General features: G+C 64.4%; 17 protein-coding genes. 16 read left to right on the top strand and 1 reads right to left on the bottom strand.

The window, feature by feature from the left end; translation table 11 throughout:
* Positions 1 to 193 precede the first annotated feature (193 nt).
* The gene (locus AC27KI_RS01580; protein ID WP_487112256.1) at positions 194 to 1,042 is read right to left on the bottom strand and encodes a hypothetical protein; all 849 of its coding nucleotides are present in this window, start codon (positions 1,040 to 1,042) and stop codon (positions 194 to 196) included.
* A gap of 217 nt (positions 1,043 to 1,259) precedes the next feature.
* On the opposite strand from AC27KI_RS01580, the gene AC27KI_RS01575 reads away from it, so the two are divergent.
* The 16 genes from AC27KI_RS01575 to AC27KI_RS01500 all read left to right on the top strand — a co-directional run bounded on the left by AC27KI_RS01575 (position 1,260) and on the right by AC27KI_RS01500 (position 14,102).
* Entirely contained in the window at positions 1,260 to 1,772 is a 513-nt protein-coding gene (locus tag AC27KI_RS01575; protein WP_487112254.1) for a hypothetical protein, read from the top strand.
* Between the two features lie 356 nt (positions 1,773 to 2,128).
* Entirely contained in the window at positions 2,129 to 2,407 is a 279-nt protein-coding gene (locus tag AC27KI_RS01570; RefSeq protein WP_272548378.1) for a type II toxin-antitoxin system RelE/ParE family toxin, read from the top strand.
* 9 nt (positions 2,408 to 2,416) lie between these two features.
* The gene (locus AC27KI_RS01565; protein ID WP_272548379.1) at positions 2,417 to 2,701 is read left to right on the top strand and encodes a HigA family addiction module antitoxin; all 285 of its coding nucleotides are present in this window, start codon (positions 2,417 to 2,419) and stop codon (positions 2,699 to 2,701) included.
* A gap of 416 nt (positions 2,702 to 3,117) precedes the next feature.
* Complete coding sequence (locus AC27KI_RS01560) at positions 3,118 to 3,369, top strand: hypothetical protein (RefSeq protein WP_487087694.1); 252 nt, start codon at positions 3,118 to 3,120, stop codon at positions 3,367 to 3,369.
* A gap of 27 nt (positions 3,370 to 3,396) precedes the next feature.
* Positions 3,397 to 3,789 carry a hypothetical protein gene (locus AC27KI_RS01555; protein WP_487087696.1) on the top strand — a complete coding sequence of 131 codons (393 nt, stop codon included), beginning with the start codon at positions 3,397 to 3,399 and terminating at the stop codon, positions 3,787 to 3,789.
* Positions 3,790 to 3,887: 98 nt separating this feature from the next.
* Positions 3,888 to 4,598 carry a DUF5983 family protein gene (locus AC27KI_RS01550; protein ID WP_487087698.1) on the top strand — a complete coding sequence of 237 codons (711 nt, stop codon included), beginning with the start codon at positions 3,888 to 3,890 and terminating at the stop codon, positions 4,596 to 4,598.
* Positions 4,599 to 4,726: 128 nt separating this feature from the next.
* Positions 4,727 to 5,743, top strand: coding sequence for a hypothetical protein (locus AC27KI_RS01545; protein WP_487087700.1), 1,017 nt, complete (start codon positions 4,727 to 4,729; stop codon positions 5,741 to 5,743).
* 280 nt (positions 5,744 to 6,023) lie between these two features.
* Complete coding sequence (locus AC27KI_RS01540; protein WP_487087702.1) at positions 6,024 to 6,824, top strand: GTPase; 801 nt, start codon at positions 6,024 to 6,026, stop codon at positions 6,822 to 6,824.
* A gap of 84 nt (positions 6,825 to 6,908) precedes the next feature.
* Positions 6,909 to 7,283: a DUF3085 domain-containing protein gene (locus tag AC27KI_RS01535; protein WP_487087704.1), complete on the top strand. Its 375-nt coding sequence runs from the start codon at positions 6,909 to 6,911 to the stop codon at positions 7,281 to 7,283.
* Positions 7,284 to 7,680: 397 nt separating this feature from the next.
* Positions 7,681 to 8,235: an STY4534 family ICE replication protein gene (locus tag AC27KI_RS01530; RefSeq protein WP_487087706.1), complete on the top strand. Its 555-nt coding sequence runs from the start codon at positions 7,681 to 7,683 to the stop codon at positions 8,233 to 8,235.
* Positions 8,236 to 8,346: 111 nt separating this feature from the next.
* Entirely contained in the window at positions 8,347 to 8,955 is a 609-nt protein-coding gene (locus AC27KI_RS01525) for a DUF3275 family protein (protein WP_487087708.1), read from the top strand.
* Between the two features lie 108 nt (positions 8,956 to 9,063).
* Positions 9,064 to 9,714 (top strand): hypothetical protein, encoded by a 651-nt coding sequence (locus tag AC27KI_RS01520; RefSeq protein ID WP_487087710.1) that lies wholly within the window; start codon positions 9,064 to 9,066, stop codon positions 9,712 to 9,714.
* A 54-nt stretch (positions 9,715 to 9,768) separates the two neighbouring features.
* Positions 9,769 to 10,896, top strand: coding sequence for a DUF6094 domain-containing protein (locus AC27KI_RS01515; RefSeq protein WP_487087780.1), 1,128 nt, complete (start codon positions 9,769 to 9,771; stop codon positions 10,894 to 10,896).
* A 113-nt stretch (positions 10,897 to 11,009) separates the two neighbouring features.
* The gene (locus AC27KI_RS01510) at positions 11,010 to 11,336 is read left to right on the top strand and encodes a methyltransferase (protein WP_487087712.1); all 327 of its coding nucleotides are present in this window, start codon (positions 11,010 to 11,012) and stop codon (positions 11,334 to 11,336) included.
* An 86-nt stretch (positions 11,337 to 11,422) separates the two neighbouring features.
* On the top strand, positions 11,423 to 11,719 hold the full coding sequence (locus AC27KI_RS01505) for a hypothetical protein (protein WP_487087714.1): 297 nt from the start codon (positions 11,423 to 11,425) through the stop codon (positions 11,717 to 11,719).
* 103 nt (positions 11,720 to 11,822) lie between these two features.
* Entirely contained in the window at positions 11,823 to 14,102 is a 2,280-nt protein-coding gene (locus AC27KI_RS01500; RefSeq protein ID WP_487087716.1) for a DEAD/DEAH box helicase family protein, read from the top strand.
* The last annotated feature ends 113 nt before the right edge of the window (positions 14,103 to 14,215 follow it).

Here is a 14,215-nt window from a genome sequence, read left to right as displayed (position 1 = left end):
GTGGATTTTCCACGGAACCCATCCAGTCCGCACCGCATCACGACCGCGGACGCACGCCCTTTCGGCGTCGATGCATTTCGTCCTCGCGCAGCGCCTGCTTACCAAAGCCATGCCGGGCGCGCGACCTGTTCGGTCACCGCCCCGCGCGCTGCGCAACCCCACCCATCCCTGCGCCGTCGCTGCGCACCCACCATCAGGAGGCCCCATGGGCACCATTCGTCTTCACAACCATCAGGATTTCCTCATCGCGGCCCTGCGCCAGCAACTCCATCAGGCATCGGACCTCGGCGCTTTGCTCCAGACCGCGCGGAGCGCGGGTGCCGGCCTCATCCGCATCGTGGCCGACAACGCCTCGATCACCCTCTGCGACGACGGCAAAAGCATCGAAGACATGCAAGCGCTGCTCGATCTGCCCGATCCCATCGGCGAACGCGAAGTGCGGGAACGCAGCAATGCTTCCCTCACGGGCGTGTTGTCCGCGCTGTATTTCGCCACGCATTTGTCGGTCCATTGCGGCCAGCAAGGGTTCAGCACGCCGACGGACGCCATCATCCGGGGCGAACCGATTGCCGTTCATGCCGCCGCTCCCCGGATCGGCAACGAGTTTCGCCTCGATGGGGTGGAGTCTCCCCGCCCGGACATGGATCTGCCGCAATGGGTGCGGTCTCATCTGAGGCATTTGTGCCAGGCGTTTCCGGTTCGCGTGATCTTCAACGGCGTGGAGATACCACGGCCTCTGGCCCATCCATCGCTGGCCTGGCGTGAAACGCCGATCGGCCGTGTGCTTCTCGATCTGGACGCCCCGCCGCACGAATGGCAGTGCTTTCGCAACGGCTTGCCCATCGGCCCTGCGCCGTCCACCCCTCGCTACCAGGCCGTGCTTTTGCACGATGGATCGACCATCCGTCCTCCCGATCCGTGGCACCCTTGCGGTGAAGGAAACGACCATGGGTGCATCCAGGCAACGATCGACCCGGCCTATCGGGCGGCGCTGATCGAAGCCAAGAAGCGGCTTTCCGAAAGCGAGTTCGTCGTCCTGCATTGGGAGGCGTGTCTGGCCTCGTCCCATGCCGATCTTCTCAATGACGTTCCCTTTGCCCCTCGGGCATGGTTTCGTGACTGGGACGCCCATCCGCCGGGCTACCAACGCTTCGGGCAGAGCAAGCACCTCAGCGGTCTTGCGCACCTGGACAGTCTGGACACGGAAGGCGTCTGGCGCATTCATCCCGAGGGCGACGAGGACCACGCCGCCGAAGTCTATGTCTGCGCCCGTGGAGGTCTTTTTGCTGGAAGAACGCCGCCTCGATGCGGGGCACTGGTTGTTCCAGCGGATCAGGTCGATCTCCTCCGAGCAGGTTCGGGTCTATCAGGACGCGGTCCTGCACGAAGACATCCAGGCCACGCTCTACGAGGACGAGATCGAGCTGGTGCTGGTCCGTGCGCTGAATGTCCGCCTCAACGGCGAGCCCGAGCCGTATGCGGTCAACGCCGTGCGCAAGGACGGCAAGCTGGTCCTGACGGAACAGGCCGGCCCGGTCACCCGACTGGTGTCCGACTATGTTTTCGATGGGCACCACGACGAAGCGGCCGAAGCAACCGACGCGCAGACCATTCTCGCGTTCATCGCGGCAGGCAGCACACAAGGCCCCGCCCGGATCGTCAACGCCGTACTACCGCCATCGCTGCGATACCAACCCAATCCTGGCTTGGCCGGAGCAACGGTGCATCTGCGGTTCGGTCCCGATGGACGGCTGCAGGCGATCGACGCCTGATCCGGCCTTTTTTCACAACGCCCCTTCGGGGGCGTTCTTCTTGCCTGAAACGGGTACGGACCCTGTTCGCATTCCAGTGGGACGGGGACGCGCCGCATGCCCATGCTGCACCCATGTGTCGCTGATGCTTTCAGCCCATGCCAGCAGTTCCGGTCTCCCAGACTGCGCCGCGGTTTCCACGCTCCGACCGAACCTGTCCGCTCTCGCATCGCCTCCGCGGACGAACACCTCTCAGGTGTCGATGCTTTTCATCTGCCAGGCCCCTTGCGGGCCCGTTTTCATGAACAGGAGATTTCCATGCGTTCGATCTTTTCGCACTTGAAAACCGTAAGGCCAAGCCTTACACTCCGTGCATCATGATCCGGAGTTTCCAGCACAAGGGACTGCGGATCTTGTACCAGCGTGGTGATGCGTCCGGTGTTCGCGCCGATCACGTCCAACGCCTGCAACGCCTGCTCGCCTCCCTGGAAGTCGCTCGCGCTCCCAACGATATGGATCGCCCCGGCAACCGGCTGCATCCCTTGAAAGGGAGGCTCAACGGCTTCTGGGCGGTCAACGTGTCGGGCAACTGGCGCGTCGTTTTCCGTTTCATCGACTCCGATGTGGAGCTCGTCGATTATCTTGATTATCACTAGGAGGCCCTGATGCCCATGCACAACCCTCCCCATCCGGGAGAAGCCCTGCGCGAAGACGTGATGCCGGCCATCAAAATGAGCGTTTCGGCGCTGGCCCGGCACATCGGCTACTCGCGCGGCCAACTGTCCACGGTCCTGAACGGGCACGCGGCGATTTCCGCCGACCTGGCCCACCGCCTCGAACTCGCCGGCCTCGGCAGCGCACGCCAGTATCTGGCCGAACAGGCGGCCTACGATCTTTGGCAAGCGGAACACCGGGAGCACCCTCCCATCCTGCGCCTGCGGTTCGCCTAAGCCCTCGACACACCCAATATCCCTCCCCCCCTTAGCCCCGCCATCGCGGGGCTTTTTTTCGACCTGGTTTTTTGGCGAACCGGGAAATCAGCCCATGAACCGGGGGCACCGAAGGGCTCGCGTGATGCACCCCGGCACCACGCCAGAAAACGGTGTGCCGCCGTTTCCCATTGCCCGTCGCGATTCGATGCGCCCCGCCGCACATTGCCGCATGCGTTGCCGACCGTCGTCGGTGCCATGCCCAGGCAGTTCGAATCTTCAAGGCTGCTCGGTGGCTCTGCCACCCAGACCCTCCAGTCCGCCCCGCATCGTCCTGCGGACGAGCGCCGCCCCGGCGCAGATGCTTTGTTCCACCCCCCGCGGAAGTTTCACGCCCGCAGGGACGTGGCGCTTTCCGCTCTTTCAAGGAGAAACCCATGTCCCAAGCATTGCTCGACCAGACCTTGAGCATCGCCCAGGCCAAAGCCCAGTCCATCGGGTATCTGGCTTTGACCTATGTGAACAAGCGCCTCCCACTGGAGGTGCGCCACAGCGCCGCCGGCCACTACATCGGCACGGGCGATGCGGACGGCAACGTGTCCATAGAGTCGTCCGGGTACTTCCGGTCCTACGACGCGGCCACGGCGGCCCTCAAGTCGGGCCGCTGGCAACAGCGCACCCATCAATGAACCTTCCCCGACCACAGGAGAATTTCGATGTCCTTGCCACTGGCTACCGATGCCACCGATTACATCTCACTGGAGGATGCCCACTTCATCCAGGCTCCCGAGGCATTTTTTCGGGCCTGGAAGCGTGGCGCACAGATCGCGGGCACAGAATGGTTCGGCGATGGCACCCATGAAGGATGGTTGCGCGCTCACAGCAAATGGGACTTGAAGCCCCGGTTGTTGGTGGTCAACGACGCCCTTGGCGTCCTCAGCGGCGGCGAGAAGATTTTCCTCTCCGCGATGGTGAGCTTCTTCAACGCCCGTGAGGGCGGTGCGATGCTCAAGCGCTCCGGCTTTCTGGGCTTTGCCGACCTGGGCGGCCTCGATCTGGAGCGGCGCAAGGTCATCACCGACCTGGCGCTGAACTACTCCGGCTGGTGAGCCACCGCGCCGCCATCCTTCCTTTCATCTTCATCCCTTCGGGACACGCGTCCCGGATGGGGCCGTGTCCTCGTCTTTTTTCTTCAAAAGGAGCAACCATGGCCCCCCAAGACAATCCCTTCCTGCGCGGTTACCAGAACCTGCGCGTCAGCCGCATCCTGTGCATTACTTGCAGCGATGACCATCCTCCCCTTTGGAGACCCCTTCATCCCAGCCAGGTGCATCTGACCGATGAGCAGGTCATTCAATCCCGCTGTCGTGTGGGCCGCGATTTCGCCATCGTCTTGCAGGGCAACACGACCGACGTGGAGCGGGCATGGCCCGCACTGGAAGGCATCGTGCGTTTCGTGACCTATTCGGTCGTCGGCGACGACTTCGGCCAACCCGTTCACGTGGGCGATGCCTACTCTTTGGAAGCGGCGCGCGAGGTGATGCGGCGCCTGACGTTCGAGACCGGCTTGTACAGCCGGTGCTGGGAAATCAGCTGCGCGCACCTCAGCGAGGCGGCCTACCGGCATCTCGAAGCGCTCGCGGACTCCCGCGAGTCCCGCGATTCGATCATCGCAGCATTTCGCATTCCCGGCAGCCCGGCGATCGGGATCAAACTGATCGCCACCCCATGGACCGATGCCAACCTGCATTCCATTTTCGGCCTGAGCGCGCACCAACTGCGGCAGGAACACATCGCACAAGGCATGCCCCCCTCGCTGGCGGACGTACTCCATCTTGCCGGTCAGGCCGATGTGCGCATGCTGGTCTTCGACGCCGATGCGCGCCGCCTCGATGGCCTCGCCGTCCACGACACCTGACACCTTCCCAAGCCCCTCACGGGGCTTTTTTTTGGCGGAGCGTTGCGATTGCCATCGGGATCGCCATACTGCCGGCTCCCCGCCTTGATGCATCCCGTCCCTTCAAGAAAACAGCCCGATCCCGCCCCATGTCCCAGCCCTACCCACCGGCACAACGCTTGCAGCGTGACGACACCCCACTGCACCAGGCGGTTCGCTCGCTGGTCTCGGCCAAGGACGATCTGGATGCCGCCCTCCGCTCGCCGGTCCTGTCGCCCTTGCTTCCCGCGCAACTGGCCAACGCGGCGGCGTCGGCCATCAGCGTATCGGGGTTCGTCCACGCGGTCGTGCCGTTCCTGGACCACACAAAAGCTGAGGACCGCGAACGCGCACGGGTTCCGATCGACCGGCTGCTGGGGGAATCCTGGCGCTGGCGCGAACCCTATAAAGCCAATCCATCGGCTGAAGAGCTGACACGCCATCTGCTGGACGATGCACGCTCCCACGATGGCGACCCCGACCTCGCCATCGTCTTCGCGGTGGTGCCGCTGGGATTGTTCTTTGCCCATGAAGGCAAGAACCGGGTCCAATTCCTGCGCTCGCGCGGTGCCACCGACATGCCCGCCAGAATCACCCCGCTGGACTACCCCGATGCCCACAGGCTGGCGCTCTACCGCTTGCGGGTCGTTGATCGGATCGAACATTGGTGCGTACTGGACCGGCGGTGGGCACAGGCCCTGCCGCTGGCCCACCTCACCGAGCGCCTGCTGGTCGCCTACGGGGTCGCGCAACCAGCGGCATGGCCTGCCGATCTGCCCGCACCGGACGCCGCCGCACGGGCGATGCTTCGGCTTCGACCTGATAACAACCATCAACCGATCGACCTGGACCTGCTGCGCCAGCGGCTCCATGCGCAGGCCACGCGGGAAGACTTCACGAACGCCAGCCTCGGCGAACTCGCAGTCGTCGGCATGATCCGGCCCCGCTGGCGTTGGATCGGGGCCGCAGGCGCCCTGCTGCTGGCCGCTTACCTGCTGAGCCTGGCGGTGCCCTCGCCATGGGATCAATGGCTGTGCATCGGAGCCACCGCAACGCTTTACGGGGCCTGGGCGACGCTGGCCCTTCCATGGGCGCGAACCCGACGCCGGCATCTGGACCGCCAATGATGTGACCGGGACCACCGCGCTGGCAGGCCAGGCGCGGTGTTTGGGGGCAGAACTCCGATCGCATTGAGGCGGGCCAAAGCGCGTGGCCTCGGCCAAGCTGCCACCGTGTTCGCTGGCGTTGCCGGCAAGCATCCCAGGCAGCCAAGACCCTGAAGGCTGCGGTGCGGTTTCCGCACGGGTTGTCACCGTCCCCAGGCGCTCCGCGCCATGTCACTCAACCCACAAGGGATCACCTCCCTTGCGGGAGGGCGACCCTTGGTTTTCCTCAAGGAGTTCCCCAATGGATCATCAAGCCATCCGTGCTCAACTGCCCTCCCTGGTCGCAGGCCATGTCCCTCGCAACATCCGGTCTTTCAAATTCCGCATCCATGACGACCAGCCACAGACGTCTGGACTGGGCTTTTCCATCGATCCCAAGCCCTTCGAAGGCACGGTGATCGCCACGACCGACAAAGCCATCGTCGTCAAGACAGGACGAGCGGAGTTCGCGGTACTGGATCGCCACCTTGTGACACAGGTGCCGGATGAAGGCATCAAGGTGCATGTGCGGCCCTATGCACGCCATCGGTTCGACGGCCTGCGCGCGGACACCCCCGAGGAGCGAACCGAGTTCACTTCCGACGGCATGCCCTACACCGTGCAAACCCACGTCCTCGGATTGGCACCCGCCAAGTTGCCGATCCCGCAACCCCGTTGCCCCCAACTGCAGGAACTGGTGCATCAAATGGAAGCGCTTCCCGCGCCCGATGGCTTTCGGCGCATCACGCATTTGCTGGTGGACGCCGGAGCCCGGGATTTCCGCTGGGTCGATCCGCTGGCCGCCGACATTATCCGAACGCCGCCTGCGATCAGTTTCAGCGTGGACAACGCCAAGTTCCAAGGCCGGGTCACGGTGCTCTATGAGCGGGCCGATGACCTCTATGCCGTGGAGCTGCACCGCGATGAAGAAATCGTTCAGCGGGTGGACTCGGTGTTCTTCGACACGCTCGGAGAAACGCTGGAGCGACTGATCGACGACGGTGCCTGGCGCCGCATCCAGGTGGACATCCTGCCCGGTGCGCGCAAGCGGGCCCGGCATTGATCCACCGGACGGTATTCCCGCCTCCAAAACGACTTCCCGCCCTCGCGGCGGGAGGTTTCTTTTCAACCCCTGGAGACAACCCCCATGCTGCGATTCAAAGGTGAAGACCTGCGCCCCATCCTGGCCGAGGCCGCAACCCATCGATGCCGTATCGTCCTTGTCAAGGACCACGGTGTGTACTTCCTGGCGGAGAACGGCGAGCAAACGCCGCAGGGCCACCGAAAGCTGCTGGCTTTCGCGGTCGGCTGCAATCCCGACCTCGACCCGTTCGATGCGTGGTGGGAGCGGGCCCGCACCGAACTCGGCGGCGACGACTTCGCCGAATATTTCGACAGGGACAGCACGGTGTTCGCGCGCATCGCCAACAGCCAGGACGACCTGGCCTTGTCGGCCACGGCGACGCACATCACGCTGCAGCCCATCACGGCCGACGCCGACGAGCGCCCCTGCACCCCATGATCCCCAAGCCCTCATCCGAGGGCTTTTTCTTGCGCTGCGAACCCGATGCAGCGTTGCCCGCACATCGCTTGGAGTTGCCCCACCCCATCGCCGCCAAAACGCGCCCAAGAAACGGGAGCCGTGCCAGTGCCGCTTTCCAGTGGCAGAGCGCACCGGCCAACGCCACGATCGCCCCATGTCCCGCTGACCCCGGTCAGCGACATGCCCAGGTAGCCATGGTCTTTGAGGCTACGACACGGCTTCGGCCGTGTGATCGCACCAGTTCGCACCGGCATCCCAGCGCGAACGTCCGCCGAAGGTTTCGGCGGTGATGCCACCCACCACCCACACGGGGATCACACCTCCCCTTGGGGCAGGCGTGTCTCTGCCATCCTGTCCTCAAGTCTGGAGATTCACCATGACCGATTCCAATCCGAAGTCGTATTTCGACCTGCACATCACGGGCCTGGGCTACCTCAATCGCATCCGCGACGTCAAACCCAAGCATGCCGAGGCGTTCCTCGCTTGCGACATCGCGGCGCTCAGCGGCCCCGGCGATGACATTTCCTACGTGCGTTTCGACACCAAGGTGGTCGGATCGGACGCCCAGCATCTGGTTCGCCGTTGTGATGACGCCGTCAAGGCGAAACGCAAAGTGCTCGTCGGATTCCGCCTGGGCGACCTGTGGAGCGACATCTTCCACATCAAGAGTGGCGAGAACGCAGGAAAGCCCTGCGTCAGCCTCAAGGCCCGTCTGCTGTTCATCAGTTGGATCAAGATCGACGGGGTCCTCAAGTACAAGGCCGAGACCGAAGATTCCCGACGGGACACCGCGCAACCGCCCTCGGAGCCGGCTCGGGAAGAAGCGCCCCCTCAAACGACGCAAGCCGAAACGCCTGCGACAACCTCCACTTCGGTGGATCAGGCCGCAGGAACTCAGGCCCCCGCCACGGAGGAGGACCGCCCCTTCTGAACGGCCAGACCCCTCGCACCGGGGCCTTGCCTGGATTCCATCCGCCCCTCTGGCACCGCAGTTCCCCTGCGGGGCCGTGGTGCCGGGTGACCCATTCATCAGGAGCCTTCCATGATCCTTCTTGCCGGTCAGCTGGCCATCAAGACCATCCACGGGCGCAACGGCGATTTCAACGTCGGGCGCCTTACCACTTCCATCGGTGAGTTCGTCGTGAAGAACGCCGAACTCGATCAATACGACGAAGGCAAGTACGAGGGCGAATTCACGCTCGTGGAGATCCGCCCCGCCACCTACTACGCCAACGGTCGCCTGGTCGTCGAGATCCGCGCCTATCTGGGCGGGATGACCGTCTCCAACATCGATCGGCTGAGCCGGGACGAAGCCCAGCAACTGGGTCCCCAGGAGGTCGATCCCATCGACGAGGAGCCGCAGGCCCCGAAGTCCGATCCGAAGGCGACAGCCACGCCGAAGTCGCGCAAGCGTCCGGACCCGCTGATCGACACCACGCCGTTCGGCAGCGAGCCGGCGGATGCACCGTCCTCGGGCGCAAACGCCGAGGAAGACGATGCGGCACTGTTCGGAACGCTCTGGCCTCTGGGCCCGATCGTCAAGCTCGATGCGACCGTCGATCGCCGTGTCATGCGGCAGCAACGCGACCGCCTCGATGCCCTGGGCTACCAGTTCCAGCCGATGTCGCAGGACTGGCATCTCAAGACCTGATCGCACACCCGGCCATCCGCTTCGGATCGCCGCATTCATCCACCCCCTGGGACAGCACCTGCCCCACGGGTTCGGTGGCTGTCCCGCTTTTCCAAAAGGACGCCACCCATGCCCGAACGCCCCTCTTCCTCATCGCTTTTGCGCATCGACGAATGCCCCGACCTCATGGTCGATGGCTATGTCGGGGACGAAAGCGGCCACCTCGTCTTCCTGTCCGTGTGGGCCCGCGACACCGCGATCCAGCAGTTCATCGCCCGGCTCACGCTGGGACACGATGAAGACGGATTGGATCAATTCCACATCCTGACCGATGAAAACGGGTCCGTTCCCGTGTTCGTCGGCAACGTCGATCGCCTGGACAAGCGCTCCACGCGCGTGTTCCGGCGGACGCTGTTCGGCTCGATGGTCAATCTGTGGCTGTTCGATCAGCGCTGCGTGAAGCCCGACAAGGCCAACGCCAGTGCCCTGGCGCTCCTGCGCCGGGATGCGGATCAGCCATTCCAACGGCTGTGGACCCTGGTGCAGGACACCTGCCCCTTGCCGCTGCTCGACCACTGGCGCGACACCGTGCTGGACATGCTGCTCGCGCAATCCATGCTCTCACGCCTTCCCATGGCCCTCGGACCGCTGGAGGGCTACCGGCTCTCGATCGATGTTCCGGCGCTCACCAAGGGACTGGGCGATCTGATCCGCAACGGCACCCTCGGTGCCACCCGCCACGAGCTGGCCAGCGGCGAAGCGCTTCGGCGTGTCGCCTGAATCTCCCATCCTCCCCGGCCCGCGCACCGCGCTCGCCCTCTGCCTGTTCCCCATCTGCCAAAGGAGGTTTCCATGGCGCTCATGTTCCCCCGGCTCGCCCGGAATTTTGCCAAGAACGGGTATTTCCCGACGGATGAACCTACGCTGGAGCGAGCGCTGAAGGCGCTGGCACCGGCACCCGCTCGAATGAGCATCATCGATCCCTGTGCGGGCGAAGGCGTCGCCATCGCCGAAGCCGCACATGCCCTGGGCCGGAGCCAGGTGTCCGCCTATGCCGTCGAGTTCGATGGCGAGCGCGCCAGCCATGCCAGGGGTCTCGTCGATCACTGCCTGCACAGCGATCTCATGGATACGCTGGTGAGCCGGCAGAGCTTCGGGCTGTTGTGGCTCAATCCGCCCTACGGGGATCTGTCCAGGAGCGCCGATGGCGACATCGGCTATCAGGGACAGGGCCGCGCCCGGCTGGAAAAGCTGTTCTATCAACGGTCCCTGCCGCTGCTCCAATACGGCGGCGTGCTGGTGTTCATCATTCCGAGCCATGTGCTCGATGCCGAACTGGTGGGCTGGCTCACACGCCATTTCACCGGGCTGCGCATCTACCGTGCGGTGGAGACGCAGTACAAGCAAGTGGTGATCTTCGGCACCCGCGTGCGCCAACGCGATCTGTTGGCCGATGCGGCCCGGCCCGCGCGCCAACGGCTTCTGCAGATCGGCGCGGGCGATGTCTCAGCGGAGGAACTGCCCCTCGAATGGCCTTTCCTGCCATACACCGTTCCATCGGCGACAGCCGAGCCGGAACATTTCTGCAGGGTGTCCGTGGAGCCCGAGCAATTCGCGCGGGAGGTCCATCGCCTGCAAGGGCTGTGGCCGTCTCTGGATACGCACCTGGGCGCATCGCAGCAATCGCTGCGGCCTCCAGCACGCGCCTTGTCCCAATGGCATCTGGCCCTGGCCCTGGCCGCAGGCGCCATCTCCGGCGTCGTGCGCTCACCCAGCGGCAAGGTCATGGTGGTGAAGGGCGATACCCACAAGGAGAAAACCTCCGCCGTGGAATACACCGAACGTGACGACGGCTCCATCGCCGAGACACGCATCCTCACCGACAAGTTCGTCCCCGTCATCCGCGCATGGGACATGACACCTGGCTCCCCGACAAGGGGCGAGGTGCTCACCATCTGCTGACGTTCTTCCCTGTTCCCCAAAGCGGCTCATCGCCGCCTTCGTTCACCGGAACGATCCGCCCGCTAAAGGGCGTTCGTCCGGCCTTCATCCCTGCCCACCGAAAGGAGTTCACCATGCCACTGCGGCTTTTCACCGGCATGCGCGCAGCGCAGCCTTCCCACCCTCTGTTTTCCACCGGCACCCTGAAGCTCAGCGACAAGGTGCAGTGGCTCGACAGCAAGGGACTTGTCGATCCGCATCGCTACCTGCACCGCCATCTGCGCGGCGACTGGGGCGAACTGGACGATGAAGGGCGCCGTGCCAACGACGCCGCATTCCAGTCCGGCGGCCTTCTGACTTCACGCTATGCGGTGACACGCCGACTGTCGTTGGTGGTGGTCACCAATGGCGATCGCAGCCTCACCGTCATCCAGCTGCCCGAAGAGAACCCGCTTCTCTGACGGTCTTTCCATCTTTCCCAACCACCCAAAGGGGTCACGCACCCCTTCGGGGATGCCGTGGCCCCGCCCTCTCGAAAGGAGCCACCATGGCACTCGCACTCTTGTCTTCCACGCAGTTTCAGGCCGGGCAACTGGTCATGACCCAAGGCGTGAACGATCTGGTCCAGCAGGGCCGCATCGATCCCCTGGTTTGCCTTCGCCGGCATCTCAATGCCGACTGGGGCGATCTCGGCGACAGCGACTGGCAATCCAACGATACCGCGCTGCGCACGGGCCAGGACCGCCTGTTTTCATCCTATGAGCTGTCACCGATCCTGACGCTCTGGATCATCACCGAATGGGATCGCAGCGTCACCACGCTGCTGCTGCCCAGCGAATACTGATCATTTCGGTGGCTGACAAGCCGCCGGATTTCCTTCTCACCCCAACGGGCATGTCCATCGCCCTGCGGGCCGGTGCATGCCCTTTTTCTTTTGGAGCATCACCATGTCCCTCGATCTCGACACCGATACCCTCACCGATGGCACCGCGCAGGACGACCTGTTCGCAACGCCATCGACTCCTCTGACCATCAGCCTCACCGACTTCGTGGGCGAATTCGGCGACGAGCTGCTGGACTCCCTCAATCGCGCGAATCCGCCGGTCTATGCGGGGCAACCCCGTCCCGCCCGGCAGATGGCGCTGTCGCGCCTCAAACGCGCTCCCTTTCCCGCACAGGCCGAGGTCGTCCACGCGGTGACCGAGCTGCTGCTGGACCGTGGCGAGCGTGCCGCGATCATCAATGCGGAGATGGGCACCGGCAAGACGCTCATGGCCATCGCCACCGCGGCGGTCATGAACGCCGAAGGCTGCCGCCGCACCCTGGTCCTGTCGCCGCCCCACCTGGTCTATAAGTGGCGCCGCGAAATCCTCGAAACCGTTCCCGGTGCCAGGGTGTGGGTGCTCAACGGCCCCGATACCCTGGTCAAGCTGCTCAAATTGCGCGAGCAGCTCGGCGTGCCGGCGCAGGCTCAGGAGTTCTTCGTCTTGGGGCGGGTGAGGATGCGGATGGGCTTTCACTGGAGGCCCTCCTTCGTCCAACGCCGCACGCTCAATGGGCCGGTGGGGGCCTGCCCCCATTGCGGGACGGCCATCACCGACCTCGATGGCAAACCCATCTCGACGGCCGAACTGCAGGCCGAGGAATCGCGCCGCAAGTGCGGCCATTGCGCATCCGCGCTGTGGACGCTGATGCGACCGCGATCGCTGTCCGCCACCGACCAGTCGTCGGCCGTCATCAAGGCCCTCAAGCGGATACCGACCATCGGGCAAGCCACGGCGCAGCGTCTGATGAAGACGTTCGGCGAGGCGTTCCTGGTCTCGCTGCTGGGTGACAACCTGTTCGAGTTCATCAACCTGATGGACGAGAAAGGCCAGTTGGTGTTTTCTGACCGGCAGGCCCATCGCATGGAACGCGCGATGGCCTCGATGGAGTTCGGTTTCGGCGAAGGCGGATACCAGCCTTCGGAATTCATCAAGCGCTATCTTCCCCAAGGGTTCTTCGACCTTCTGGTGGTGGACGAAGGCCATGAGTACAAGTCGCCCGGCTCTGCCCAGGGTCAGGCCATGGGCGTGCTCGCCTCCAAGGCGCGCAAGGCCCTGCTTCTCACCGGGACGCTGATGGGCGGCTACGCGGACGACCTGTTCGCGCTGCTGTTCCGGACGTTGCCCGCACGCATGATCGAAGACGGCTACCGGCCCTCCAAGACCGGCAGCATGGCATCTGCGGCCCTCGCCTTCATGCGGGACCATGGCGTGCTCAAGGACATCTATTCCGAGAGCACGGGCACGTCCCACAAGACGGCGCGCGGCAGCAAGGTGTCGGTGCGCACGGTCAAGGCCCCGGGGTTCGGACCCAAGGGCATCCTGCGATGCGTCCTGCCGTTCACGGTGTTCCTCAAGTTGCGCGACATCGGCGGCAACGTCCTGCCGCCCTACGAGGAGGAGTTCCGCGAGGTCGCCATGCAGACCGACCAGGCAAGCGCTTACCGCGAACTCGCGGGCCGCTTGACGGCCGAACTGAAGGCGGCGCTGAGAAAACGCGACACGACGCTGCTGGGGGTGGTCCTCAACGTGCTGCTGGCCTGGCCGGACACATGCTTTCGTTCCGAGGTCGTGACGCACCCACGCACGCGGGAAACCCTCGCGTGCACGCCATCGCAGTTCAGCGACCGACAGGTCATGCCGAAAGAGCGCGAACTGATCGACATCTGCAAGGCAGAGAAAGCCGCCCATCGCAAGGTGCTGGCCTATACCGTCTATACCGGCACGCGGGATACCACGTCCCGGCTCAAGTCGCTGCTGGAGCAGGAAGGTCTGAAAGTCGCGGTGCTGCGCGCGAGCGTGGACACCTCCCGGCGCGAGGACTGGATCGCCGAGCAGTTGGACCGGGGCATCGACGTGCTTCTCACCAACGCCGAGCTGGTCAAGACGGGCCTTGATCTGCTGGAGTTCCCCACGATCGTGTTCATGCAGTCGGGGTGGAACGTGTACACCCTGCAGCAGGCCGCGCGGCGCTCCTGGCGCATCGGCCAGGACCTGCCGGTGAAAGTGATTTACCTGGGCTATGCGGCCACGTCGCAAATGACTTGCCTGGCATTGATGGCGAGGAAGATCCTGGTTTCGCAAAGCACGTCAGGCGACGTGCCGGAATCCGGGTTGGATGCGCTGAACCAGGACGGCGACTCGATCGAGGTCGCGCTGGCAAGGCAACTCGTTGCCGCTTGATCCGCTCCTAAGCCGGCAGCCCTTCCGGGGGCTGCCGGCTTTTTTTATGGGCACCGCGCCCTCGCCCTGCCAAACCGGGTGCTGGCCGGTGCCTTTTGTTTGCTGATCCACCC

The organism is Acidovorax sp. KPB24-03 (assembly GCF_057546605.1).
Note: the sequence above shows the minus strand (reverse complement) of the source record. Positions and strands in the feature narration are given on the sequence as shown.